This window comes from Hymenobacter nitidus, from assembly GCF_020447315.1.
Taxonomy (GTDB): domain Bacteria; phylum Bacteroidota; class Bacteroidia; order Cytophagales; family Hymenobacteraceae; genus Hymenobacter; species Hymenobacter nitidus.
In genome coordinates this window covers 1-24865 of record NZ_JAJADQ010000004.1, presented here as the reverse complement: position 1 = coordinate 24865, position 24865 = coordinate 1, and the positions used below count along the sequence as shown (strand labels likewise).

The 24865-nt window shown below is 61.2% G+C and carries 28 protein-coding genes; 22 read left to right on the top strand and 6 right to left on the bottom strand.

The window, feature by feature from the left end; translation table 11 throughout:
• The first annotated feature begins 19 nt into the window (after positions 1–19).
• The 7 genes from LGH70_RS08440 (at position 20) to LGH70_RS08410 (ending at position 6341) form a co-directional block, all read left to right on the top strand.
• Complete coding sequence (locus LGH70_RS08440; RefSeq protein ID WP_226184758.1) at positions 20–310, top strand: putative quinol monooxygenase; 291 nt, start codon at positions 20–22, stop codon at positions 308–310.
• Between the two features lie 43 nt (positions 311–353).
• Entirely contained in the window at positions 354–902 is a 549-nt protein-coding gene (locus LGH70_RS08435) for a hypothetical protein (RefSeq protein WP_226184756.1), read from the top strand.
• A 60-nt stretch (positions 903–962) separates the two neighbouring features.
• The gene (locus LGH70_RS08430) at positions 963–2774 is read left to right on the top strand and encodes an ABC transporter ATP-binding protein (RefSeq protein WP_226184754.1); all 1812 of its coding nucleotides are present in this window, start codon (positions 963–965) and stop codon (positions 2772–2774) included.
• A 583-nt stretch (positions 2775–3357) separates the two neighbouring features.
• A complete protein-coding gene (locus tag LGH70_RS08425; protein ID WP_226184752.1) occupies positions 3358–4008 on the top strand; it encodes a hypothetical protein in 651 nt (216 codons plus the stop codon).
• 343 nt (positions 4009–4351) lie between these two features.
• Positions 4352–4825, top strand: a complete 474-nt coding sequence (locus LGH70_RS08420; protein WP_226184750.1) for an alpha/beta fold hydrolase — start codon at positions 4352–4354, stop codon at positions 4823–4825.
• Positions 4825–5175, top strand: a complete 351-nt coding sequence (locus LGH70_RS08415; RefSeq protein WP_226184748.1) for an alpha/beta fold hydrolase — start codon at positions 4825–4827, stop codon at positions 5173–5175. Before LGH70_RS08420 ends, LGH70_RS08415 begins: the two co-directional genes overlap by 1 nt.
• Positions 5176–5273: 98 nt before the next feature.
• A complete protein-coding gene (locus LGH70_RS08410; RefSeq protein WP_226184746.1) occupies positions 5274–6341 on the top strand; it encodes an SDR family oxidoreductase in 1068 nt (355 codons plus the stop codon).
• Between the two features lie 22 nt (positions 6342–6363).
• Here the strand turns inward: LGH70_RS08410 and LGH70_RS08405 are convergent, their stop codons facing one another.
• The gene (locus LGH70_RS08405; protein ID WP_226184744.1) at positions 6364–7236 is read right to left on the bottom strand and encodes an EamA family transporter; all 873 of its coding nucleotides are present in this window, start codon (positions 7234–7236) and stop codon (positions 6364–6366) included.
• 176 nt (positions 7237–7412) lie between these two features.
• Between LGH70_RS08405 and LGH70_RS08400 the strand changes: the two genes are divergently transcribed.
• The 11 genes from LGH70_RS08400 (at position 7413) to LGH70_RS08350 (ending at position 14541) form a co-directional block, all read left to right on the top strand.
• Positions 7413–7676: a barstar family protein gene (locus LGH70_RS08400; protein ID WP_226184742.1), complete on the top strand. Its 264-nt coding sequence runs from the start codon at positions 7413–7415 to the stop codon at positions 7674–7676.
• A gap of 105 nt (positions 7677–7781) precedes the next feature.
• Entirely contained in the window at positions 7782–8219 is a 438-nt protein-coding gene (locus LGH70_RS08395; protein WP_226184740.1) for an SRPBCC domain-containing protein, read from the top strand.
• Between the two features lie 453 nt (positions 8220–8672).
• Positions 8673–9254 carry a hypothetical protein gene (locus LGH70_RS08390; protein WP_226184739.1) on the top strand — a complete coding sequence of 194 codons (582 nt, stop codon included), beginning with the start codon at positions 8673–8675 and terminating at the stop codon, positions 9252–9254.
• 12 nt (positions 9255–9266) lie between these two features.
• On the top strand, positions 9267–9614 hold the full coding sequence (locus LGH70_RS08385) for a hypothetical protein (protein ID WP_226184737.1): 348 nt from the start codon (positions 9267–9269) through the stop codon (positions 9612–9614).
• Positions 9615–9756: 142 nt separating this feature from the next.
• Entirely contained in the window at positions 9757–10455 is a 699-nt protein-coding gene (locus LGH70_RS08380) for a hypothetical protein (protein WP_226184735.1), read from the top strand.
• Positions 10456–10645: 190 nt separating this feature from the next.
• Positions 10646–11854: a porin gene (locus LGH70_RS08375; RefSeq protein WP_226184733.1), complete on the top strand. Its 1209-nt coding sequence runs from the start codon at positions 10646–10648 to the stop codon at positions 11852–11854.
• A gap of 94 nt (positions 11855–11948) precedes the next feature.
• Positions 11949–12278, top strand: a complete 330-nt coding sequence (locus LGH70_RS08370) for a hypothetical protein (RefSeq protein ID WP_226184732.1) — start codon at positions 11949–11951, stop codon at positions 12276–12278.
• 43 nt (positions 12279–12321) lie between these two features.
• Positions 12322–12627: a hypothetical protein gene (locus LGH70_RS08365; RefSeq protein ID WP_226184730.1), complete on the top strand. Its 306-nt coding sequence runs from the start codon at positions 12322–12324 to the stop codon at positions 12625–12627.
• A gap of 216 nt (positions 12628–12843) precedes the next feature.
• The gene (locus LGH70_RS08360) at positions 12844–13458 is read left to right on the top strand and encodes a hypothetical protein (RefSeq protein WP_226184728.1); all 615 of its coding nucleotides are present in this window, start codon (positions 12844–12846) and stop codon (positions 13456–13458) included.
• A 49-nt stretch (positions 13459–13507) separates the two neighbouring features.
• The gene (locus LGH70_RS08355) at positions 13508–13903 is read left to right on the top strand and encodes an ACT domain-containing protein (protein WP_226184726.1); all 396 of its coding nucleotides are present in this window, start codon (positions 13508–13510) and stop codon (positions 13901–13903) included.
• 140 nt (positions 13904–14043) lie between these two features.
• Positions 14044–14541 (top strand): hypothetical protein, encoded by a 498-nt coding sequence (locus LGH70_RS08350; protein ID WP_226184724.1) that lies wholly within the window; start codon positions 14044–14046, stop codon positions 14539–14541.
• A 71-nt stretch (positions 14542–14612) separates the two neighbouring features.
• On the opposite strand, the gene LGH70_RS08345 is transcribed toward LGH70_RS08350, so the two are convergent.
• On the bottom strand, positions 14613–16766 hold the full coding sequence (locus LGH70_RS08345; protein ID WP_226184723.1) for a carboxy terminal-processing peptidase: 2154 nt from the start codon (positions 16764–16766) through the stop codon (positions 14613–14615).
• 311 nt (positions 16767–17077) lie between these two features.
• Between LGH70_RS08345 and LGH70_RS08340 the strand changes: the two genes are divergently transcribed.
• The 4 genes from LGH70_RS08340 to LGH70_RS08325 all read left to right on the top strand — a co-directional run bounded on the left by LGH70_RS08340 (position 17078) and on the right by LGH70_RS08325 (position 19918).
• On the top strand, positions 17078–17485 hold the full coding sequence (locus tag LGH70_RS08340) for a hypothetical protein (RefSeq protein WP_226184722.1): 408 nt from the start codon (positions 17078–17080) through the stop codon (positions 17483–17485).
• Between the two features lie 33 nt (positions 17486–17518).
• Positions 17519–17866, top strand: coding sequence for an MmcQ/YjbR family DNA-binding protein (locus LGH70_RS08335; protein ID WP_226184721.1), 348 nt, complete (start codon positions 17519–17521; stop codon positions 17864–17866).
• 80 nt (positions 17867–17946) lie between these two features.
• A complete protein-coding gene (locus LGH70_RS08330; RefSeq protein WP_226184720.1) occupies positions 17947–18879 on the top strand; it encodes a D-2-hydroxyacid dehydrogenase in 933 nt (310 codons plus the stop codon).
• Positions 18880–19006: 127 nt separating this feature from the next.
• Positions 19007–19918 carry a carboxypeptidase-like regulatory domain-containing protein gene (locus LGH70_RS08325; RefSeq protein WP_226184719.1) on the top strand — a complete coding sequence of 304 codons (912 nt, stop codon included), beginning with the start codon at positions 19007–19009 and terminating at the stop codon, positions 19916–19918.
• A 70-nt stretch (positions 19919–19988) separates the two neighbouring features.
• Here the strand turns inward: LGH70_RS08325 and LGH70_RS08320 are convergent, their stop codons facing one another.
• The 4 genes from LGH70_RS08320 to LGH70_RS08305 form a co-directional block, all read right to left on the bottom strand.
• The gene (locus tag LGH70_RS08320) at positions 19989–20810 is read right to left on the bottom strand and encodes an enoyl-ACP reductase FabI (protein WP_226184718.1); all 822 of its coding nucleotides are present in this window, start codon (positions 20808–20810) and stop codon (positions 19989–19991) included.
• 117 nt (positions 20811–20927) lie between these two features.
• Positions 20928–22601: a DNA repair protein RecN gene (gene recN / locus LGH70_RS08315; RefSeq protein WP_226184716.1), complete on the bottom strand. Its 1674-nt coding sequence runs from the start codon at positions 22599–22601 to the stop codon at positions 20928–20930.
• 289 nt (positions 22602–22890) lie between these two features.
• Complete coding sequence (locus LGH70_RS08310; protein WP_226184714.1) at positions 22891–23085, bottom strand: PID-CTERM protein-sorting domain-containing protein; 195 nt, start codon at positions 23083–23085, stop codon at positions 22891–22893.
• An 82-nt stretch (positions 23086–23167) separates the two neighbouring features.
• Positions 23168–24865: T9SS type A sorting domain-containing protein (locus tag LGH70_RS08305; protein ID WP_226184712.1), on the bottom strand; the 1698-nt coding region annotated here is incomplete at its 5' end.

Here is a 24865-nt window from a genome sequence, read left to right as displayed (position 1 = left end):
TCACCATTCCCCTACCGCCATGACCGTCGAATACATCCGCTACCGTATTGCCGCCGAGCAGCAGCCCGTCTTCGTGCAGGCCATCGGCAGCGCCAACGAGCTGCTGGCCCAAGCCCCCGATTGCCTGAATTACCAACTCAGCCACTGCGAGGAAGACCCCGAGCTATTCATCTGGCGCATCGAGTGGACGTCGGTGGAGCGGCACCTCAACGGCTTCCGCAAGAGCCCGGCGTTTGGCGCGTTCTTTCAGCTGGTGAAGCCGTTTTACCAGAGCATTCAGGAAATGAACCACTACGCGGTGGTGGAGTGAATTGATTTATTAAAACACGGTGAGAATCTTACCCTTATTTGCTGTGACTAGCCTTGTCACACTGTCGTGCGCAACTGAAGAAACGCAGCCCGTAAAGCAATATCGTTTCTATGATTTCGACATGGCCGTGGAAATTCACACTTCCCTTGGAATCCATCGTAAGTACATTCTGGCTAATGCCTGGGCATATCACTCCAAGGAAGTGAATGAGAAATGGGAGTCCTACCCCTTAAAAACTAATTCTCTATACGTTGTTAATTACGATACGCCAACCAGCGTTTCATCTGACTCCAAGCCTTACGAATCCGCTCCTACCGATACTTTTCTCATTCTTTTGAGAAAGACCCAGATAGACACTATTTACACGCTTACCAGGGAAGCATTTACTATTCCATACCAGCAGAACACCTCTTCTGATGAAAAGCCGCCCAGTATAGGTTTCAACGACGGACTCTCAGCCCTCGTCACCCTGGATTTGGGTCTGCGCGGCGACTATTACCGGCTGGGAATAAGTGACGCCAATGATGGTTTTGATCTTCATACCTACCTGCAGGCAATTCTGGCGAAGCACAAGCAAACCCACCCCCAATAACCCCACTGCCCGCTCCCGCGTCTAACCGGACACTACCACACCGTGTCTGCCAAGCCGCTTATGAGTCTCTGGGAAATTATCCGCCGCCTCTACCCCTACGTGCTGCCCTACCGCCGCCTGGTCATCAGCACCCTGCTGCTGACGCTGGTGGGCTCGTTGGCGGCGCAGGTCAACCCGTTTGTGTTGCGCTATACCGTGGACACGGTGCAAAGCCTGCTCAACCGGGGCCTGGGGCTAACCCAGGGCCTGAACATGCTGCTGTGGGTGAGCGTGCTGCTGCTGGGCAAGGAAGTCGTCAACACCTTTATCCAGTTCGGGCAGAAGTTCTACGGGGAGAAAATCCGCATCAACGTGTCGAGCACCCTTTCCCAGGATGCCATTCACAAGCTGCTGAGCTACGAGCTGGGCTTTTACTCCGACAGCGGCAACCAGACCGGCAAGCTCCAGACCCGCATCGACCGGGGCGTGGAGAGCCTGATGAAGCTGGTGCAGAACTTCTTTATCGACATTCTGCCCCTGTTTGCCAACGCCATTGTAGCCCTGGTGGTCATGTTTATGGCCAACCTCTACGTGGGCCTGGTGGCCGTGGCGGTGCTGCCCGTCTACTTCTGGATCAGCTACCGGCAGGCCGATAAGCTCAATGGCACCCGCCGGGCGCTGCGGGGGCTGCGGGAGGCCAAAAGCCAGGGCCTGGTCAACCTGATTGACTCGGCGGTGGTCATCAAGAGCTTCGTGCGCGAAGACTACGAGGAGCAGAAACAGGCCCAGGTGCAGCAGAACCTGCAGAACGCCCAACTGGCGACGCGCAAAACCAACTTCCTCTACGACGGCCTCAAAACCTTCGTCGAGCAGGTCGGCGTGGTGCTCATCATCATCCTGACCGCCTACCTCGTGCTCGACCGGCAGATCAGCATCGGGGCCATCATGTTCCACATTCTGCTGTTCAACAACGTGTCGGCCCCCATCCGGCAGCTGCACCGCATCTACGACGAGATGAACGAGGCCCTGACCTACTCCGAAGGCTTCTTCGACATCCTCGACGCCGACGACGCCCGCGAGAAAACCGGCCCTATCCAGCCCGACGCGGTGCGTGGCACCTTCGACATCTGCAATGTGGACTTCACCTACCCCAGCGGCACCCAGGCCCTGCACGACGTGTGTTTGACCATCGAGGAAGGCAAAACCACCGCTTTGGTGGGCCTCAGCGGGGCCGGCAAAAGCACTATTATCAATCTACTCTGCAAGTTTTACGAACCGGATTCCGGCCAAATGCTGCTCGACGGCCAGCCCCTGGCCGACTACGACACCCACGCCTTGCGCCAGCGCATCGGGCTGGTGCTCCAGAAAAACCACATCTTCAAGGGCACCATCGAGGAAAACATCCGCTACGGGGTGATGGACGCCACCCTGGAGCAAATCCAGGCCGCCGCCCGCCAGGCCTACCTCCACGACCAGATTCTGGAGCTGCCCAAGGGCTACCAGAGCGACGCCCAGCAGCTCAGCGGGGGGCAGCAGCAGCGCATTGCCATTGCCCGGCTATTCCTCAAAAACCCGCCCATCATCTTCCTCGACGAGCCCACCGCCTCCCTCGACGCCATTGCCACCGAGCAAATCAAGAACTCGCTCGACGCCATCAAGCAGGGCCGCACGGTGGTCATCATCTCCCACAGCCTGGCCCAAATCGTGGACTCCGACTGCATCTACGTCATGAAGCAGGGCCGCATGGTGGAAAGCGGAACCCACGAGCAGCTCTACGACAAGCGCGGCACCTACCGCGAAATCTTCGACGCCTCAGCGAGAAGCCTGAATATCGAGAAGCTGGCGCGAGTGATGGTCGATGATGAGGATGAGGTCGGGGATACGGCGGCTTAACGTAGCTTTAGAGCGTGTTTGCACTTTACCCAAAGGGCATCTAGAACGTCATGCTGAGCTTGCCGAAGCATCTCTCCCGCAATGCTGATACTTTCGGGCGATAATGATACTGACCTTATAAACGAATGAATCTATCAATTACCTCTGCCCTGTTCGTATCCTTCACTGGAAGCGGAGCCGTTGTACCGGTTCTTTGATTTCGGTAAGGTGCGCCTTGGGGGCAGCCGTAAGGGCACTACGTCACCGAAATCCCAGGCATCTGCCGTGGCCTAAGCAGTACAGTTTCACGAATAACAATTCGATAGTCAACAGGGACCCGCTTCGAGAAGCGGGTCCCTGTTGTCGTTATGGGTAGTAGCTGCTTCGAGGAACGTGAGTCAACCGAACTGCTAGAAGGGCGACACGAGTAGAAGCGGGCCGCTACCGGAGTACCACATGGGCTTCGCGAGTAGAAGCGGCGGGCTTCCGAAGGGTTGGAAGGGCCTCGCTTCTCGAAGCGGAGCGGTTCCGGCACGTTTGCGTCGATCCGCTGCTACTCGTGCATATATGGATGTACTTTGCCCACCCATATTATTCTTGCCCTATGTCCCAATTCGACAATATCGAAACGTATGAGAAGCTTATTGGCACTGACTATAAGCCGCCGCTGGAGCGGTTTTCCCGCGTGCTGCTTCGCCTGGGAGTAGCAGCCGACGAAGTGCAACGCGCTTTTGACGGCTTTGAGTGGGACATGACAGACGACCTATTTGACACGGGCATCGTGTATGCGTGGGGCTGGGAGATAGCTGATTTCAAATTGGAAGGATCAGAAATCACCATTAGTCCGTTCGTAATGGGCTACACGCCCACAATTGATGCTGCTGTTGCGGATAACTGGTTTCATTGCGGGTTTCGGATAGACACAGATCAACTTATCCCGCAGTATATCTGGGGTGGGCATGTGCCATGGCATTACCCAGCCGAGGCACAGCAGCTGATAACTACGCTGGCCCGTGCTATGCACCAGGAGTTCGAGCAGGCCACCATCTATTTCACGGATATCAGCCAGGAAACAGACCTGACGGACGCTGTTATGAAGAACGACACAGGCAAAAGATGGCGGTTTAATTACGCCCTATTTCCCCTGGAACCTCTCAACCTATACATGCCCATTCCCGCCTCTCACGCCGGCCGGTTTAGCGGCGGCTGCTTCGAAGCCTGGAACCGGAATACCTGGCCGCAATTTACCAGCTGATAACTGCGGCGCAGTCGCTCGGCTGTGCCGAGTGACGCCTACGCGTGAGCAGCTGTGCTGCGAATTAGCCCGCACCGTCTGCGTGTAGAGACGCATACTTGCGTTTCAATCGTTGTTTACTTCGGATTGCGTGAGGGCAAATCGTTCAGCGAGGAGACGCAAGTATGCGTCTCTACATCGTGTAACGGCGTATGGGGTGAACAACTTAGCCGGCGCGGGACGCTCGGGGCAGAGGCCCTCCGGCATAGGCGCCACTCGGTATAGCCGAGCGACTGTGAGAGAGGGAGCGGCCTTTTGCTGGCGGGCCGTGGGCGGTTTACCGGTCAGGCAGTACCTTATGGGTATGAAAATCTCCCTGCTGCTGCTTGCCTTTGTATTGCTGCTTAGCTGCCCGGTGCGGGGGCAGACGGTGCCCTACGGCCGCAATGCGGCGGCGGGCAAGTATGCCGCCCTGCGCGGGGTGAAGCTGTATTACGAAACCTACGGGACCGGGCCCACGCTGCTGCTGCTGCACGGCAACGGGGGCAGCAGCCAGGATTTCAAGCAGACCATTCCCTACTTCGCCAGGCGCTACCGCGTTATTGCCCTCGACAGCCGGGCCCACGGTCAATCTGTGGATGCGGGCGACTCGCTGAGCTTCGAGATGCTGGCCGACGACTGCGCGGCCCTGCTCACCCAGCAGCGCCTCGATTCGGCCTACGTGCTGGGCTGGAGCGACGGGGGCATTACGGCCCTGGTGCTGGCCCTGCGCCACCCCGGTAAGGTGAAGCGGCTGGCCGCTACCGGCGCCAACCTCTGGCCCGACTCCACGGCCTGATGCCGGCCCTGTGGCAGCAGCTGCAGCGCGGCTACCGCGAGAATAAGAACCAGACCTTCACCGACCCGGCGCGCAAAAACGACTGGAAGGTGTTTCTGCTGGACGTGCGGCAGCCCCACATTCCGCTGGCCACACTGGCCCGCATCAAAGCACCCGCCTTTATCATGGCCGGCGACCGGGACGTGATTCGGCCGGAGCACATGGTGGCTATCTACCAGCATCTGCCCCGGGCCTGGCTCTGGATTGTGCCCAACAGCGGCCACGCGACGCTGCAGGAGCACGCCGACGAGTTCAACCGCAAAACCGACGCTTTTTTCCGCGCCCCCAGCATCCCGGCGCCCGCCCGCTAAACCAGCGGCACAAAACCTTTCGCCGCCTGTTGGGTAGAACGAAGCCGAACGCTGCCCTCCCGCGGCGGTGCCCGGACCTCCACTTTCGACCCAATAACATGCAGAATATAGCTTTAGTAGTCGGTGCCAGCGGCATCATTGGCAGCAACCTGTGCCAGGAGCTGCTGGCCAACAACTGGCTGACCTACGGCCTGGCCCGCAACCCCGGCTCCGCCGCCTCGGGCGTGCGCCCCGTAGCCGCCGACCTGCTCGACCCCGCCGGCCTGCAGGCCGCCCTGGCCGAGGTGCAGCCCACCCACGTGTTCATCACCAGCTGGCTGCGGCAGGACACAGAGGCCGAGAACATTCGGGTGAACGGGGGCATGGTGCGCAACCTGCTTGATGCCCTCTCGCCAAAAGGCACGGTGCGGCACGTGGCCCTGGTAACCGGCCTGAAGCACTACCTGGGCCCGTTTGATGCCTACGCTAAAAGCGGCACCCTGCCCGCCACGCCCCTGCGCGAAACCCAGCCCCGCCTCGACCTGGAAAACTTTTACTACGCCCAGGAAGACGAGGTATATGCCGCCGCGGCCCGCGACGGGTTTACCTGGAGCATCCACCGCCCTCACACCATCATTGGCAAGGCCGTGGGCAACCAGATGAACATGGGTACTACCCTGGCCGTGTACGCCACCATCTGCAAGGAAACGGGCCGCAAGTTCCAGTTTCCCGGCTCGGCGGCCCAGTGGAACGGCCTTTCCGACGTAACCGATGCCCGCATTATTGCCAAGCAGCTGGTGTGGGCCGCCACCACGGAAGCCGCCCGCAATGAGGCCTTCAACATCGTGAACGGGGACGTATTTCGGTGGAGCTGGCTCTGGGGCCGCCTGGCCGAGTGGTTTGGGGTGGAAGCGGCCGGCTTCGACGGCACCGTGCGCCCCCTGGAAGCCGAGCTGGCGAATGACGCCGACCTGTGGCGCGACATTGCCCACCGCCACGGGCTGGTCGAGTCCGACCTGCACCGCCTAGCCTCCGCCTGGCACACCGACCTCGACCTGGGCCGCCCCCTCGAGGTAATGACCGACATGGCCAAGAGCCGCAAGCTGGGCTTCCGCGAGTACCAGGCTACCGACGACTCGTTCTTCGACCTGTTTGAGCAGCTGCGCGCCGACCGGCTGATTCCGTAGCGCCGACGCCGGGCGGGGGCGGCTACTCGCCGTGCAAAGCAGGCTGCGGGCGGGCCGTGGTGAGGGTAGCCCCGGCGCTGGCCACGACGATAAAGCCCACGGCCAGCCATTGGCCCAGGCTAAGCTGCTCGCCCAGCAATAGCCACCCCGATATGGCCGCCGCCACCGGTTCCAGGCTCATCAGGATGCTGAAGGTGCGCGTGGGCATGGTGCGCAGAGCCTGCATTTCCAGGGTGAAGGGCAGCACGCTGGAAAACAGGGCCAGGCCGGCGCCCAGCAGCAGCAAGTGGGACGTGAGGTGCAGCAGCAGGCCGCTGGTTAGCCCGAAGGGCAGCACGGGCAGCGTGGCCAGCAGCATGCCCACGGCCACGGCCACCGAGCCGGGCAGTACCGCCGCCGTGCGCTGCCCCAGCACGATATAGACTGCCCAGCACGCCCCGGCCGCCAGGGCAAAGCCCATGCCCAGCAAATCGACGCCCGAGCCCTGCCAGGGGGCAATAAGGGCAATGCCCGCGCCGGCCAGCAATGCCCACACCCCATCGAGCCAGCGCCGGGAGCCAGCCAGGGCCAGCCCCAGCGGCCCCAGGAATTCGAGGGTGACGGCCAAACCCAGCGGAATGCGGGCCAGGGCGCAGTAGAACAGGAAGTTCATGGCGCCCAAGGCTAGGCCGTAGGGCACCACGGCCCGCCACTGCGCCGCCTGCAGCTCCCGCAGCCGGGGCCGCACCACCACCAGCAAGACCAGCGCCGACAAGCCGATGCGCAGGCTGGTGGTACCGGCAGCCCCGAGCACCGGAAACAGGCCCTTGGCAATGGCCGCGCCGCCCTGCACGCTGACGATGGACAGCAACACGGCCGGAACGGCCGGCAAGGCAAAGCGGGGAGCGGTAGGCATGGCTGGTCGGCGGAGCTATGGGGGTTGCATAGCCTGATACGGCGTAAAGGTCGTCCTGGGCCCGGCAATGAATACGGTGGCGGCGCGGTTATTTTCCGGTTTCTTGCCGCGGCAGCGGCCGTGCAGGACGCACTTCTCCCCTACTTTCCCAACCATAACCATACATAACTCTACCTATGACGCTTGATCTGACCGGTATTCGTACCAAAGCCGCCCTGCACCAGCTCTTCAAAGAGGCCCTGGGGTTTCCGGAGTGGTACGGGCCCAGCTGGGACGCCTTCTGGGATTCGGCCACCGCCATTGTGGACATGCCCGAGCAGCTGGTTCTCGTCAACTGGCAGGAATTTGCCGAGCACTGCCCCCACGATATGCAGATTCTGCGGCGGGTAGTGCAGGATTACGCCCAAGAAATGGCGCCGAAGCGCATTATTCTGGCGTAAGACCAGGAAGTGCCACCCCAGCCGGCCGCTGCCGTATACGTGTGTAAGTCATTTACTTGTCCTTCCGAAACGAACTATTCACTCACCCTTAACCGCCCTGCTCCCATGAAAAAGGCTTGCTTTTCCACCATGATTAACGCGCCCAAAGAGAAGGTGTGGCAGGTGCTCTGGGACGAGCAGACCTACGGCACCTGGACTGCTGCTTTCGGGGAAAACTCCCGGGCTATTTCCGACTGGCAGGAAGGCAGCAAAATCCTGTTTGTGGCCGGCAACGGGGGCGGTATGCACAGCGTCATCGACAAGAAAACAGCGCCCGACTTTATTTCCTTCAAGCACCTGGGCGAAGTGAAGAACGGGCAGGAGCTGCCGCCCGACGAGAAAACCCGAAGCTGGGCGGGCGCCCTGGAAAACTACACCCTGACCCAGATCGGCAACACCACCGAGCTGGCGGTGGAAATGGACATCAGCGAAGACCAGCACGCCTACTTCGCCGAGAGGTTTCTGCAGGCCCTGGAAAAGGTGAAGGAGCTGGCCGAAGCCTGAAGTGTCGGTGCGCCACAAGCCAAGGCCCGCTATGAAAAGCCTGGTTCCATTCGCTCTGCTGCTGGCTTGCCTGGGAGCCGCTACGGCCCAGCCCACCGACAAAGCGCCGGAAAGCCATTATCTGCCTGACCTATGATGATGGACTGCCCTCGTGCCTGATAAAAGGTGCCGCCTAGCTGGACTCGGCTGCCAGTTCTTCCAAGTGTCGGATGGTACGCACCGCGCCTTTCTGGCCTACCTGCAAGCGCATCAGGACGACTACTGGGCACCCCTTTTTCTGAGGCGATGCGCTTTGTGAAAGCGAAATAACGGACCGATGCGGCAGATCAGCGGTTCGCAGGGCATCTTCTGCAGGGTATATACTGGAGATGTACTAGCTTCGCCGGCCTCTTGGTCGGCCCCTTTCGTCGGCCTGGAGCTACCCTCTGCCCTTCTTTTTCAGCTGCCTTGTTGATGAAAAATATTCTTGCCCTCTGGCCCGCCGTGGTCCTGCTGCTGCCTGCCTGCCACACCGAGCCAACCGAACAAGCACAAAGCGCCAAGGCCCCGACGCCGGCCGCTTCCTCGTCGGTGGCCGCCTCCCCCGCACCGACCACCGATGAGGAAGCGGCCAAGGTTCGGCAGTGGCTTGTTACCAGCATTGAGGAGAACTTCAGCCAGGAAAACCGGGACTCGGAAAACTCGGATGTGGATAACCCCAAGAGTATTTACACCCGCCAGTACATCGAGTACAAAACGGACGCCCTGCAGCTGGAATTCGCAGAAACCGACCAGGAGGAAAAAGATTTTCAGCGGAAATGGGCCGGCCGCTACGACACCCGCTACGTGGGCAACGGCCCCTTTCTGATGGTGAAGGGCCAGGATTTCGGTCAGGTTAAGGTCACGCGCTGCCAGCTCAAGGAGCGCACCCCGGACCAGGGCTACCTCTTCGAGGTGGCTACCCGCGACCTTACTTACAAGAGTGATTCGAAGGGCGACATCAAGGTCATCCAAACCGCGGCGGGTTACAAGATTGATGACATTCGGGAATATTAGCGCCTAGCCCGCATGGCCCCGCGCCCCTACGGAATTCTGCTGGCCGAGCAAGTGGCCGACGCCCTGCTGGCGGGCCGCCGCCTGGTGCCCCATCACCGCGACTACTGCGGCATGGGTCTGGCCTACGAGGCGGGCACGTTTGTGTACGCCGAGGTGTGGGACGGGCAGCTGCAGGGCCTCAACACCCAGGATCAGCGGCCACCTGTCGCCCTGTTTTTTGCTACCCGGCCGGAATTCGTGCAGTGGCTCAGCCGGCAGACCGATGCGGCGCTGAGCCGCCGGGAATTGGTCGATTCCTTCTACTGGGCCAACCAGACCATTACCCGGCAGCGGCTGCTCCAGCTGGTAGGTGCGAGCTAAGCTGCGAGGCACTTACTGGCGGGGCTTCGGGCTTTATTCCAAGTATTTCGTGGGTGTTTGGCGGACTACGCCGTAAGCTGAACCAGTACGGTGCGGATCTTCCGCGCCGGGGCGGCCACTGGCTGCCGTTTACCTGCTTACCATGAAAAACTTCACCGTTGAACGCCTTTCCTTTGAAACGCTGAGCGTACTGCCCGGCTCCTGGACCAACCAGGATTACCTGGAGCTGCTACGCCTGCTCGAGTTTGATGAAGCCGGCGAAATAGAGCCCGCCGAGCTCAAGGCCATGTGCCTGATGGCCCTCACTGACCTGGAGCCCACCGAGGCTGCTCAACTAGTGCTCAACTACCTATTCGCGGACCAGCTGACCATGGGCCAAGTGGAAAACCTGGCCCACCAGATGCTGACGGAAAAGCTCTGGGAGGAAAACCCGCAGCTGCACCAGCACGAAGGTTTCTTTAAAGCCACCCAGCTACTCTACGAAGCCTACAACGGCAAATTCCCGCGCGCCGAAGCCGTGCAGTTTCAAGTGCAGCTCACGGCCGAGGACGCCGACAGTCTGGCCCTGTTTGCCACCCAGCCCGAAGCGCCCCTGCTGCGTCTGCTGGCTCCCGGCATGCCCGACAACACCCTGCTCAAGCGCCTGTTTGGCGAGCAGCTGGCCGGCGGCAGCTTCCCCGAAGCGCCATACATTATCTGGCAGCTGCGCACCATCCGGCAGGACGCGGCCACTTTGGTGCTGGAAGTAGTCGGCTCAGCCTACTGGCTCGATGATTTCAAGTACGCCGACACGTACGCGGCCACCACCCAAGCCGACGAAGTAGTGGAGGAAGCCAGCTAGGTTTTCGCGGCTCCGGTAACTAGAAACGGGCATCACCTGGCAGCGCTGGGTGGCGCCCGTTTTTTTGGTAGTAGGCTGGTTGCGTTGGAGCAGCCGGCCGGCTGATACGGCTATTGGAAACATTCTCTTAACATGACCTTCACATTCAGGTAATAGGTAATGCCGCACTTTGCGTCAGCATTACCTTTTTATGAAGAAACTGTTAACCAGCCTGCTTCTGCTCGTAGCCGGGGCCGCCCACGGGCAAAGCGCCGACTCGGTACAACAGACGCCGCCGGCCGCGAAAAAGTGGTTTGAGTCCTTCGCCATCCGGGGCTATGTACAGGGGCGCTACAACCGCCTGCTGGAAACCAACCCCAACCTGCAGTGCGAACAGTGCGACAGGTCGTGGGGCGAAAACGGGGGGTTCTCGCTGCGGCGTATCCGCCTGATTTTCTTCGGCCAGCTTACCGAGCGGGTGTATTTCTACCTGCAGCCCGACCTGGCCAGTACCATCAGCGGCAACAGCACCCAGCACGTGGCCCTATTGCGCGACGCCTACATGGACCTGGGCCTCGACAAAGCCAGCCAGTTTCGGGTGCGCATCGGCCAAAGCAAAATTCCCTTCGGCTTCGAGAACATGCAGTCGAGCCAGAACCGCCTGGCCCTGGACCGCAACGACGCGCTGAACAGTGCTTTTTCGAACGAGCGGGACCTGGGCGCTTTCCTCTACTGGGCACCCACCAAAGTGCGGCAGCGCTTCAGCCAGCTGGTGAAAGACGGCCTGAAAGGCTCGGGCGACTACGGCGTGGTGGGCCTGGGCGTGTTCAACGGGCAGACGGCCAACCGCCCCGAGCTAAACAACCAGCGCCACGTAGTAGCCCGCGTGGCCTACCCGCTGGCCGTGGGCCGGCAGCTGATTGAGCCCAGCCTGCAGGCCTACAGCGGCCAGTACGTGGTAGCCAAAGACCAGCTCTCGGCCGGCGTGAAGCACTGCCCCACCCTGAGCTACCCCGACCAGCGCCTGGCGGCCACGTTTATTCTGTATCCGCAGCCGTTTGGGGTGCAGGCTGAGTACAACGTGGGCCGCGGCCCGGAGTTCAACCCCCGCACCGACAGCATCGAAACCCAGCGCCTGCACGGGGGCTACCTGCTGCTGAACTATCGCCTGCGCTACCAGCAGCAACAATTTTATCCCTTCGTGCGGGTGCAGTACTACGACGGGGGCAAAAAGCACGAGCGGGACGCACGCAGCTACACCGTGCGCGAGGCCGAGCTGGGCGTGGAGTGGCAGCCCGTGCCCAGCTTCGAGCTGGTGACGATGTATACCTTCTCGTCGCGCCGTTTCGAGGATTTCCAGCGGCCCGACAACCGCCAGCGCGGCGGCCTGTTGCGCCTGCAGGCCCAGCTCAACTTCTAGACTCAGGCAGAGGTAGTTGGCGGTGGCGAATTAGTATATTGACTTGCAGCAGTAACTTGAGCTACTGGATTTTGCTACTATCTCCTTACCGTTTTTGAAGCTTATTCTTACCGCCTTGTTTACGCTGTTGCTATTTCCCGCGCTGGCAGATAACAGCTTCTGCCACGTGGCCATTATCCGGGATGCCGACGGCTACACGAACGTGCGCGCGGAAGCATCAGGCCGGGCTTCGATCCTGACACGGGTGGCGGATGACTACGCTTTCGAATTCGACCTGGAGGCGTTCCGGAACCAGGAGCAATGGGTTGCAGTCTGGATACCGCAGGAACGCTTCGGGCGTAGCCACCCCGATATACAGGGCTTCATGCACCGCAGCCGGTTGCGGCCACTCAATACGCTGCCGGCATCAGGGCCCGGCTTTTAACTTCCGCTATTCCCTGGTTCCGTTCAATCGGGCCGCCCACATTGTGGTAACGGATGCGGGCAATGGGGTAGAAATAAAGGACGTTCCCTACGCCTGGGGCGTCGATGGCACTATGCCGAAAACGGAAATACGCGCTGCTCAGGCAACGCTAAATGGCAAGCGGGTTCCCATTGCCCGGCAACTGCTGGCGGGCCTTTTCGAATGTACCTACTCCGTCGAGGTGCGCCGCCACGGCAGCACGTATTTCGTGTACCAGAATAACAGTGACGGCGCCGGCGGCTACACGCTGGTGTGGGTGTTCGATAGTAAAGGCCTGCGGCAGCGGCTGATCGGCAACCTCATGGCATAAGGTCCCCCCCCGGGACTTGGGCAGAAGCCGCTTTTCCTTTTGCTGAGTTTTGCCGGCCGAGAAGTGTTGACTAATACGGCTTCCTATCTTTAGGCTCTGCTGTTATTTTCCTGCGATGCGCGTTTCTACCCTGCGTACGAGCTTGCTATTCCTGAGCCTTGGCACTACGCTGGCGGGCTGTGGGAAGCTGCGCCCCGTCAGTCATTGCCTTTGCCGATGCTCAAAAAGTATAAGCTGATTTTTCTGGGGCTGTTGGCCATCGGCTACGGCTGTGTGCAGCTCTTTATCCTGACCAGTTTCGCCGATTCCGTTCTGGCCCGGATTCGCGGCCTGGAGCCGCAGCCGGCCAGTGCCGTGCGTCGGTTACCACCCGGCACGCCTGTTCTGGTCGAGGGTCGCATCAGCCGCATCACGCCCCAGCGCTACAGCACCCTGGTAGCCTACGTGCGCAGCAGTGAGTTGCCGCACCCGGAAAAGGAGCCGGGTGTCTGGATAGAAGACGACTGGGTTTCGCCGGCCCTGCTGCTGGACGTAGGACCCGAAACCCTCCCGGTAGAGCCTGGCTACGCCCTACGCCAGACCACTATCCAGAAGCAAACCAAGCTGGCCAACTACAACGGCTTCGACCGGGGCAGCCAGGTATTTGTGGTGGGCACGGTGGGCGCGGCCGGCACCCTCAAGGCCGAAACCGTGTATGGTGGCACCCGTGCGAAGTACCTGTTCAGCAAAACCGGCGAGAAATGGGTGGGCTACGCCACGGCGCTTTTCGTTATCGTGCTGGGCCTGGGCTTCATTGGCGTCGAGGTGATGCTGGGCCGCAACCGCCGCTGACACCGGCGGCCTTGGCTGCCTGCAAACGCACTTTCTGTACCATACTTCTATGAGTGGCGAAACCAACCTTACCCAATTGCTGCGGACCCTGCAGCCGGCGTTGCAGCCGGGCACCTACGTATTCTGCACAGTAGCCACTCTCGATGGTATCGACGTGGCCGACGCGGTTGGGCTGTTTCGCGAAGCCGAGGGTATTACCCTGATTTTACCTCAGTCCACCGCCGACCGCCTGGGCCTGCCCTACTCCTACCGGGCCGCTTGGCTTACCCTGACGGTGCATTCTTCCCTGGAAGCAGTGGGTCTGACGGCGGCCTTTGCCCAGGCCCTGGCCGCCGCCCAGATCAGCTGCAACGTGGTGGCCGCCTACTACCACGACCATATTTTCGTGCCCGCCGCCGACGCGGATAGGGCCCTGCAGGTATTGCGGGAGCTAGCGGCCCGGTAGCTGGCGCGTCCGTTGGCCGCCCGCCATTGTTGCCGCTGCTACACCGTAGGCGGGTTGTGGGGGCCCGTGGGTGCGCCGCCGCGGGCCTCGTGGCCGTGGGGCCTTAGGGTGGCGCAAGGTTTTCCAAGTACCTTGTCCGTATGCTTCGTCCTATTGCCACACCCGCCGCCACCGACCAGATTGACCCACTCGTAGCCTTCGTGCGGAGCATTGGCCTAGAGGTGAAGGAAGCTTCCCTGCAGGGCCAGGCGACGTTTCTGCCCGGCCTGCTCATCGACCAGGGCACGCTGCTTCTCGACCGGGAAAGCCTGCTCTACCCCGGCGACATTCTGCACGAAGCCGGCCATATTGCCCTCACACCCGCCGCCGAGCGGCACCTGCTCAGCGCCAATATCACGGAAAATCACCCCGAAAAGGAAGGCGAAGAGCTGGGTGTACTGGCCTGGACCTACGCCGCCAGCCGGGCCCTGGGGCTGCCGCCGGAAGTCGTGTTTCACCCCGCCGGCTACCTCGACCAAAGCGCTTGGCTGATCGAGACCTTCCAAAGCGGCCGGAATATCGGCTTGCCCCTGCTGGTGTGGATGCAGCTGACGACCACCGACACTTTCCCGCGCATGGCGCGGTGGCTGCGCGAGTAAGACCAGTCGAGCATAAAAAGCAAAAGTCCGCCGCAATGAATTGCGGCGGACTTTTTATGGCTATTGAGCAGCTATTTTCCTAGCTCATCCTGTAGCACGGATACCGCTTCGCGCAGCGTCAGGTCTTTGCGCAGGGGCTGCACAAACCGGGCGGCGCGGCTGCCCGCGGTGCTGTCGGCGGGCGTGGCCGGAGCGGCCGAGGCCAGCAGGGGTGCTACGTCCAGGGTGGGTGCGGCTTGCTGGGTTTGCTTGAACTTCTCGGCGGCGGCGTGGGCCAGCTGCTGCTCGGCGCGGTAGGTTGTCAGGTTCAGCGACACCTGCGTATCCTTCTGGCGCTTCACCATGCCGGCCACAGCTTCCGAAAGCAGCTGGAACGAGGAATTAGCCGCGATGCGCTGCCGGCTGGCGGCGGCCAGCTTCTCCACGGCCGGGGCTGCCGCCCAGGGCTGGTAGGTGGCCGGCGCAATTTCGTCCCAGGGCAGTGGGTAGTCCGTATCCTGCTCGCCATCAGCCAGGGTGCTGTAGGCGTCGGGCACCACGATATCCGGCGTCACGCCCTTAAACTGCGTGGATGAGCCCGTGACGCGGTAGTACTTCTGAATGGTCATCTTCAGCGAGCCAAAGGGTTTGAGGCTGGCCAGCTGCGGGTTCATGATGTCATCCAGCTCGAAAATGCGCTGCACGGTACCTTTGCCGTAGGTCGTGTTGCCCACAATCACGCCGCGCTTGTAGTCCTGAATAGCCCCGGCCAGAATTTCCGAAGCCGAGGCGCTGTACTTGTTCACCAGCACGGCCAGCGGGCCGTCGTACTGCACCTGCGGGTCGGGGTCGCCGACGAGCTGGGCGGCCCCCTGACGGCTTTTCACCTGCACCATCGGACCATTGGCCACAAACAGGCCCGCCATTTCGGCCGCGTCCTGCAATGAGCCGCCGCCGTTGAAGCGCAGGTCGAGCACGACGCCCTGCACGTTTTCACGCTTGAGCTTAGCCAGCTCCGCCTTCACGTCGTCAGCCGAGTTGCGGCCCCCGTCGTGGTTGAAGTCGGCGTAGAAGCTGGGCAGCAGGATGTAGCCGATTTTCTTGCCGCCATCGTTGATAACGGCCGACTGCGCGTAGGTTTCTTCCAGCACCACAATGTCGCGAATGATAGAAATGACTTTGGTGCTGGCATCGGGCTTTTTCACCGTCAGTCGCACTTCCGTGCCCTTTTTGCCCCGAATCATCTGCACCACTTTATCGAGGCGCATGCCTTCCACGGCTACGGGCTCGGCCGGGCCCTGAGCCACCCGCAGCACCACGTCGCCGGCTTTCAGTTCGCCCTGCCGGTAGGAGGCCGAGCCGGGCACGATGTAGGCCACCACAATCTGGCCGTCTTTCTCGCTCATCTGGGCGCCGGTGCCTTCGAGGCGGCCGGTGAGGGCAATGTCGAAGTTGGTCTTATCCTTGGGCGCGAAGTACTCGGAGTGCGGGTCGAAGGTGTTGGCAATGGTATTGGCAAACTCGGCGAGGCGGTCGGCTTCGTCGTTCTGGCGCAGGTCGCTAAAGGTTTCGTCGTAGTACTTGAGCACCTGCTTGCGGGCATCGGCTTCGAGCTGGGCCGGCGTGCGCACGGGCGGCGAGATATTGGTGCTGGAAGGCTTGGCCTTGGCCGCGGCCAACGACTTGGTTTGCTGACGGCCTTGCGCATCCATCAGCTCGGAGAGGCGCACCATGGTCTGGTACTTGAGCAGCTTGCGCCACCGGTCGCGGCGGGCGGCGGCATCGGCGGGGTAGCTTAGCTTGTCGGTATCGGTTTCAAAGGTTTCGTTGGCCGCAAACTCGAAGGGTTTTTGCAGCAGCTCCCGGTACAGAGCCTGCGCTTCCTGCACGCGCTGGGAGGTGAGCTTGGTGCTCAGGTCCAGAAAGGCGTTCTTACCCTGCTTGAGCTGGTCGTCGATGCTGGTTTCGTACTGCCGCAGCTGCTTGATGTCGGACTGGAGCAAAAACCGCTTGCTGGCATCGAGGCGCTTGAGATAGAGGGCAAACACGCGGCGCGAGAAGGCGTCGTCGAGCTGCTCGGGCTGCACGTGGGCCACCCCCAGACCCTGGGCTACGGTAGCCAGCAGCACCTCCTTTTTCTGGGGCGACACTTCTTTGGGCTGCTGGGCCTGGGTGCCGAGCGGCAACAGCATAAACACACCGGGCAGCAGCGCTGCGCAACCCAGAAGAGAACGGAATGACGCCATATGGGAAAGGCAAAGAAGATACAACAAGAGGAGCATCAGCCGTAATTCGGGCTGGTGGAATTCGAACCGGCCCCGGGGCCGGCAGCCCGCCAGGCGCCGATTCGTCTGACTGCGTAGCTAGTAAGACACTGCTTTACGGGCCTAGTTGCACAACGAATACTGCCCGGCCAGTAGTTCAGTACCGGGGCCCAGAGCAACGTTGTTTTCGGGCCCACCGGCCAGCATCAGCCAGCATCGGCCAGTAATTATGCATCTTTGTACCGGAAAAAACGCTCTTGGTTTGCTGCTAAGCGTGTTGTAGTGGACTATGTATGATAACATCACTTTATCGGGGCGACGGTACGGCTTACGTTACCGTCGAGCGTAATCAGCAGGAAAACTGGATTCATGCCCGCTGGCTGGGGCGCCAGACGCTGGGTACCATTATGGATGGCGGCCTGACCTACGTGGATATGCTACGCGAGCAGCCCTGCCCCAAGCTGCTCAACAACCACCGGGCCCTGGTCGGCACCTTCACCGACGCCAACGACTGGATTCAGCAGGTCTGGACGCCGCTGATTATCACGGCCGGCCTGCGCTACTTTGCCCAGGTTGTTTCGCCTGATGTGTTCGGGCAGCTTTCCATCGAAGACCTGCAGCACCGCATCGGCGACGTGCTGCATATTCAGCTGTTCGACAGCCTGGAAGCAGCCCAAAGCTGGCTGCGGGCCCAGCCGTAGGTGTTGTCTTGTCCTACTTCCTTCTTCTCCCCCATGACTGTCGCCGAACTGCAAACCATCTGCCACACCCATGCGGGCATTACGGAAGAGATTAAGTGGGACGACCACCTGTGCTTTTGCATGGGCGAGAAGATATTCCTGGTGACTAGCCCCGACAGCTTTCCGGTATCGGCTACCTTCAAGGCCCGGGGCGAAGAGTTTGAAGAGCTGCTTGCCCAGACCGGGTTTACGGCGCATCGATACCTGGGCCGCCACCAGTGGGTGCACCTGGATGACATCCGACGCCTCGACGCGGCCCGCTGGCAGCACTACATCGGCGAGTCGTACCAACTGATTGTGGCAAAGCTGCCAGCCAGGGTTCGTAAGGCGCTCAGCGCCTAATTCGGCACCCGTGTCTGCAACGCCCGGTAGGTGCGCCGCGCTGTTCTGCGTATAAGTAGCGGTTACTTCCCTTGCCACCTATGCAGCTTTTCATTTATTCGGCGCTCAGCCCGGCCGCCCAGGCCCTTCTCCTGCAGCAGCTGCCCGCCGCTGTCCGCCCCGTTTTTCGCACCGACCTACCCGAGCCGGACCAGTTGGCAGCCTTTCTGGCGGCCGACGTGCTGCTGGGCAACGTGCCCCCGGCCTGGCTGACCGGGCACCAGCCCCCGCACCTGCAGTTCTGGCAAATCGACTCGGCCGGCTTCGACCAGTATGCCGGCCTGCAGCTGCCGTTTCCGGTCGCCAACATGGGCGACTATTTTGCCTGGGCCTGCGCCGAAACCATTGTGGCGGGCGTTTTGAGCTTCCTGCGCCGCATTCCGGAGCTGGCCGTGCTGCAGCAGCAACGGGAGTGGGTAGGGCCGCCGCTGCGGGCCAAAGTGGGACTGCTGCGCCATAAGCGGGTTATTATTCTCGGCGCCGGGGGCATTGGGCTGGCTGTGCGCGAGCAGCTCAGCGGCTTTCAGTGCCAGGTGCAGCTGCTGGCCCGCACCAGCCCGCAGGCCCAGCTGCACTCTGTAGCCGAGCTGCGCGCTGCTTTGCCCCACACCGATATCGTTATCAACTGCCTGCCCGGCAGCGCCGACCAGTTCTTCTCCGCCGAGTTGATAGCCGCTATGCCGCCCGGCAGTCTCTACGCCAGCGTGGGCCGCGGCAACACCACCGACGAGCCGGCGCTGGTAGCGGCGCTGCAAGCCGGCAAAATCGGGGCGGTGCTCGACGTGACGGCCCAGGAGCCCCTGCCCGCCGACCACCCGCTCTGGACCTTGCCCAACGTGCTTCTCACCCAGCACACCGGCGGTGGCCAGCCCCACGAAGACGAAGGCAAAGTGGCGCTATTCCTGCGCAACCTCGGCCACCTACGAAGCGGCGAGCCGCTGGAAAACCTGGTGGAATTGGTGCGGGGGTATTAGCCGCTAGTGGCTTGCCTTGAGGGTGGGCTTGACGAAGCCGAAACCTGGCCGCCGTATTTTCAGTGCTGAAGTGTGAAATATGGGTTCAGTCGGCATCAGCTTAGCGCTACTCCACTCGAAACCCATTATGAAAATAGGACTGTTACTCTGCTTTTGCCTCTGGCTGCCAAGCCTCGTCCACGCCCAAACTACCGTAACCGGCCAAATAACTGACGGCACCAACGGGCAGGGCTTGTCGGGCGTTACTATTCTGCAGCTCAGTACTGTTAATGGGGTGATGACCAATACCGACGGCAGCTTCTCGCTCACGGTACCCGGCCGATTCGATAGTGTCAGGGTCAGCATAAGTGCCATTGGCTACGTGAAACAGCAGCGGCTCATAGCGGCGGGCGGCAACACCGTTTTCAAGCTGAATCCTGACCAGCGGCAGATTATATCCGACGACGTGTTGGTATATGCCCGGTACAACCTGGGGGTGACTTCCGGCGTACGGTACGCGCCGTATGGGGTTTTGGCGCAAGTTTTTGGTCAACAATTCATCGGCATTCCCCTCTGTATCTCGGGCAGCTACCAAACCAACTTCAAAAGCAACTACGCTACAACTGCCGCCGTGAGCTTGTCTACACTACCGAAAGTAGATGCGGTGAGCTTCTCCGAAAAGCTGGAGTACCAGCGCCTGCGGGCCGCCGCCAATGCGCAGTTTACCAGCTACTCCGCCACGCTCGGCCTGACCTTCTTCCCGAAAGCCACTCGCCTTCCCGAGTTGTTGATTGGTGCTGGCTACGCCCGGTACCAGCCGTTGCAACCCACCGAAGCCAGTACCTCCGCGGGCTACGGCTACGGAGCCGGTTTTCGCTATGGCCTCCCTTATCCGCTGAATGTCCATGTGCAGGCGCAAGCCACTCGCTGGCCTGCCTATTGGCAGTTTCAGGGTAGTATATCCCGGTCAATTGGCCATAGTCTGCTACTTGGCGTGGCCGCCCACCAGCTCCGTTGCTACAAGGAGGTCAGCTTACAGCTGAGCCGGTCCTTTCATTGATGCTTGCTACTCCCAAATAGAAAAGCCCGGCCACCGGGCCGGGCTTTTCTTGTACTAATAGGCAACTGAATTACGCGCCGGCCTGGGTAATAACCTCCACGATTTCCTCGGAAATACCGGTGGTGCTGAAGCCGCCGTCGTGCATCAGGTTCTGCATGGTCACGTAGCGGGTCAGGTCCGAGAACAGGCTGATGCAGTAGTCGGCACAGGCTTCGGCCGGGGCATTGCCCAGGGGCGAAAGTTTGTCGGCGTAGTCGTAAAACGCGTTGAAGCCGCTGATACCGGTACCGGCCGTGGTTTTGGTCGGCGACTGCGAAATGGTGTTCACGCGCACTTTCTTGAGCTTGCCCAGGCGCTGGCCGTAGCTGCGGGCAATGCTTTCGAGTACGGCTTTGGCCTGCGACATATCGGTGTAGTCGAGGAAGGCGCGCTGGGCGGCAATGTAGCTCAAGGCCACGGCCGAGCCCCACTCGTTGAAGGCGTCCTGCTTCTCGGCCACGGCCAGCATCTTGTGAAACGACAGGGCCGACACGTCCAGCGTCTTCTGGAACCACTCGTAGTTCAGCTCGCCGTAGTGCTTGCCCTTACGGATGTTGGCGCTCATCCCGATGCTGTGCAGCACGAAGTCGAGCTTGCCGCCCAGGTGCTCCTGCGCGCCCGAAAACAGCTTTTCCAGGTCTTCCATCGACGTGGCATCAGCCGGAATGATAGGCGCGCTGCACAGCTCCGAAAGCTTGTTGATTTCGCCCATACGCATGGCCAGCGGCGCATTAGTCAGCACGAAGCGGGCTCCCTGCTCGTGGGCTTTCAAGGCTACTTTCCAGGCAATAGATTCTTCGTTGAGCGCTCCGGAGATGATGCCGACCTTGCCGGCGAGGAGGTTATTGGACATGCTGTCTGTGATTTAGTGATTTAGTGATTCAGTGAGTGTGGTTGGCTCAACTTCTCCGGCAGCACACGCCAGAGGCGGCAAGTTAAATAATCAATAACTCACTAAATCACTAAATCACTAAATCACCACTTCCGCGCCGCGCATGGCCAGCAGCTCGCGGGCACTCTGGTAGGCGTTTTCGCTGGGCTTGGCGCCAGCAATCATGTGGGCAATTTCGCGCACCCGCTCCTCGGTCGTCAGCTCCCGGATGCGGCTCACGGTACGGTCGGCACGGTCCTCCTTATACACGAAGTAGTGCGCGTCGCCGGCGGCGGCCATCTGCGGCAGGTGACTGATAGCCACGAGCTGGTGCTTTTTGGCCATCTGTTGCATCATGCGGCCTACTTTTACGGCAATTTCCCCCGAAATACCGGTGTCAATTTCGTCGAATACGATGGTCGGCAGCGCGGTTTTATCGGCCAGCATGTACTTGATGCACAGCATCAGGCGCGAGAATTCTCCGCCTGATGCGGCCTTGCTCAGCGTCTGGGGCTGGGCGCCTTTGTTGGCCGTAAACAGGATGCTGACCACGTCGATGCCGCTGGCCGTAGGCTGGCCGGTGCTGTGCTGCACCACAATGCGCGAGTGCGGCATGCCCAGCTCGGAAAGCAGGCCCGCCAGCTCCTTCTCGAACTTGGGGAATGCCTTCTTGCGGCTCTCGGAAAGCTTGCTGCCCTGGCGCGTCACGGTGGCCAGGGCACCGTCGGTGTCTTTGCGCAGGCGCGTGAGTTCCTTGTCCAGGTTCAGCACCGAGCCTACTTTCTGGCGCAGGTCGTCGCGCACGGCTATCAGCTCGGGCACGTCGCGCACCTGGTGCTTGCGCTGCAGGTTGTAGAGCACATTGAGGCGGCCCTGCAGTTCGTCGATGCGGGCTGGGTCGCCCTCGGTGCGCCGCTCGGTGGCTTCTACTTCGTCGGCAATGTCGTGCAGCTCAATCAGGCAGCTGTCGAGGCGCTCCTTGAGTACCTTAAACGAGTCGGCGTAGCCCGAAATCTGCCCCAGCAGCGTGGCGGCTTCCTTCATGCTGCCCGCGGCGCAGTACTCACTCTCGCTCAGGCTGTGCAGGGCCTGGGTGAGCTTGTACTTGATTTCCTCGGCGTGCTCCAGCTGCTTTATTTCCTGCTCCAGGACTTCCTGGTCCTCATTGTCGAGGCGGGCCTCTTCCAGCTCGCTCAGCAGAAAGCTGTGGTAGTCGAGCTCCTTGTTGGCCTGAGCAATCTGGTCTTCCACCATTTTCAGGTCGGCTTCCAGCTTGCGGTACTGGCGGTAGGCGTTGCTGTACTGTCCGCGCGTGGGCACCAGCCCGGCGTACAGGTCGAGCAGGTTGAGCTGAAATACCGCGTCGCCCAGCAGCAGCGTATCGTGCTGGGAGTGAATGTCCATCAGGTTGGCGCCGATGTTGCGCAACGTTTCCAGCGTTACGGGCGTGTCGTTCACGAAGGCCCGCGACTTGCCCGAGGGGCTTATTTCGCGGCGCAGAATGCACTGGGCGTCGTAGTCCAGATCCTCCGAGTCGAAGATATCCTGGAGCTGGTAGTTGGAGATGTCGAACTGGCCCTCAATCACGCACTTGAGCGCCGTGTTGAAGAGCATGCGGGAGTCGGCGCGGTTGCCCAACAGCAGACCGATGGCTCCCAGCATAATGGATTTGCCGGCCCCGGTTTCCCCCGTAATAATATTGAGCAACGCGGAAGGCCGCAGCTCCAATTGCTCAATCAGAGCGTAATTCTGTATGCGAAGATCAACCAGCATGGTTTGTCAGTTAACAGGAATTGTGCCTCGTCACGGTAATCAAGACGCAGTTGAAACAACTGCCACGGCCCTTCACAGGCTCCCAGAGGCATTTCGACTAATAAAATTAGTCATTCCCGCTTACACTGCCAACAGGGCCAAGTATTTTAGCACCAACACGATGCTGATGGTAGCTGCCCATGCAGCCTTTCACAGCCCCGCCCCCACTACCAAAAAGTCCCCACCGCCGGGTGGCAGTGGGGACTTCAAGCCTTGGTCGTACGCCGGCCAAACCAGCCGGGCTACGAGCTTAGCGGGCGCGCCGGCTGCGCAGTTTTTTCAGGCCGTAGGCAGCACCGGCGGCCAGTAGCAGCGAGGCTCCACCGTCGATGGGCGCGTTGGTAGCTCCGGGCCGCGGCCCGCCCGTGCCCGGTCCCTGAGCGTGGGCGGCAGTAGCCGAGAGGAAAAGCAGGAAAATGAAAATCGGGAAAAGGTACTGTTTCATGGGTTAGCGAAATGAAGCTGAAAAGATGCCGGAGCGGCGGCCCAGCCCGCACGTAGCTGGCTGAGCCACCCGCTCCCAGGCGTTAGTCGACGACCACCTGCTTGGTGATGATGGCGGTGCCGGCCTGCACGCGCAGCACGTACACGCCTACGGGCAGGTTCTGCACGTCGAGGGTAGTTTGGGCACCGCCAGCGGGCAGCGGCAGTGTGGTTTCCCGCACCGATTTCCCTAACACGTTATACAGCACCACCGTGGCCTGCGCAGCACCGCTTACGGCAGGCAAGCGCAGCGTAAACTGCTGGTGGGCCGGGTTCGGATATACGCTCACGCTGGCGGCCGTGAAGCCATTTTGGGCCGACAGAGGCCGCAAGGCGCCGAAGTGCAGCCTGAAGCGGTCCGTAAGCAGGGCGGCATTGCTGGCTGAGAAACGGTAGCTCGGCTGCTGCTTCAGGTTCACTTGCTGGCCGGTCACGGCATCGTGCAGGTACACGTCCGTCGTGCCCAGATTCAGCAGGGAAGCCGCCGTCAGCGTGTAGGTGCCTGTCGTGGGCACGCCCACGCTCAGCGGCACGCTAACCGGGCCCGTGGCCATTGGCAGGCCATTGACGGCCAGGCTAGTGCCAGCCGCTACCGAAGCCAGGTTCAGGCCCGTAGTGTTGGGCAGCTTTTCGGCATCATAGTGATTATCCACGCCAGCGGTGGCCCCGGTTTCGAAATACACATAGGTGGGCTCGTGCACGCCTTGCGCCGATACCAGATCCAGCTGCACCTGGGGCCGGATGTCGGCAGTGGTGCGGTTGAAGTCCGTGGCTTCGTAGCTGGCCGAGCGCCAGGCATCCAGAAAGTTGAAGCTGGCTACCGGCTGGCTTACGCGCAGGAAAAAGCCCTGCATCGAGCCGATGATACCATTGGGCAGCGTGCCGAAGCCATTCTGGTAGAACTGGTACGTGCCGTCGTACTGGCCAGTGGACTTGTAGACGTAAACCGCATCCTGTACGCCAGCGGGCAGACCCGTCCGAGCCTTTTTCCAGTCCAGCGGGGCCGGATAGGGGTTGCCCAGCAGGTGCCAGCCCGAGTTGCCTTCGGGGCCCCGGCCAAGGGTGCCGACCGGTACAGTACCCGTGTTCAGCGTGCCCACCAGGTCGACTTTCTCGCTGGCGCTGATATTGACCGCATAGCCCCGGCCGCGGGTCAGGGCAGTCCCCAGCGTCGCGGGTGAGAAGTAGCCGTACTCGAAGTCCTGAGTGGTAGCCGAGGTGCCCACAATGCGGGCTTCATCGAAACCATACACAGTTGGGAAAGGATTCACCGTATTGCCCTGGGTGTTGTAGCCGGGGTTTACTACCGGCGAAAAACCGCTGGTGGCCAGGTCGGCTACTGTAGTGCTTTGCACCGGGGAGCTGTAGTGGCGGTAGCCCAAACCGCTGTTCAGGCTCGGGGTAATGTAGCGCTGCACCGTAGCCGCCCCCACGACACTACCGCCGGAGTTTACTACCATGGCCGTCCCCGCGCTGCCGGACAGCAGCGTGAGTGGATTCGTGATGGTCGACAGGTTGCCATTCAGGGTCAGTACCCGCTGGATGGCAGCCGGGCCGTCGAGCCGGGCTCCGGCTGGGCCAACGGTCAGGTCCCAGAAGGTGGCCCGGGTGCCACCCAGGCGCTGCTCGCTGCTGCCAGCTAGGCTCAGCAGGCCGCCGGTGGCCCTAAAGGTGCCATCAATAGCAAAGCCCTGCCCTGCCACGGCCAGCGTACCACCGCTCTGAGTGAGCGAGGCGTTGGC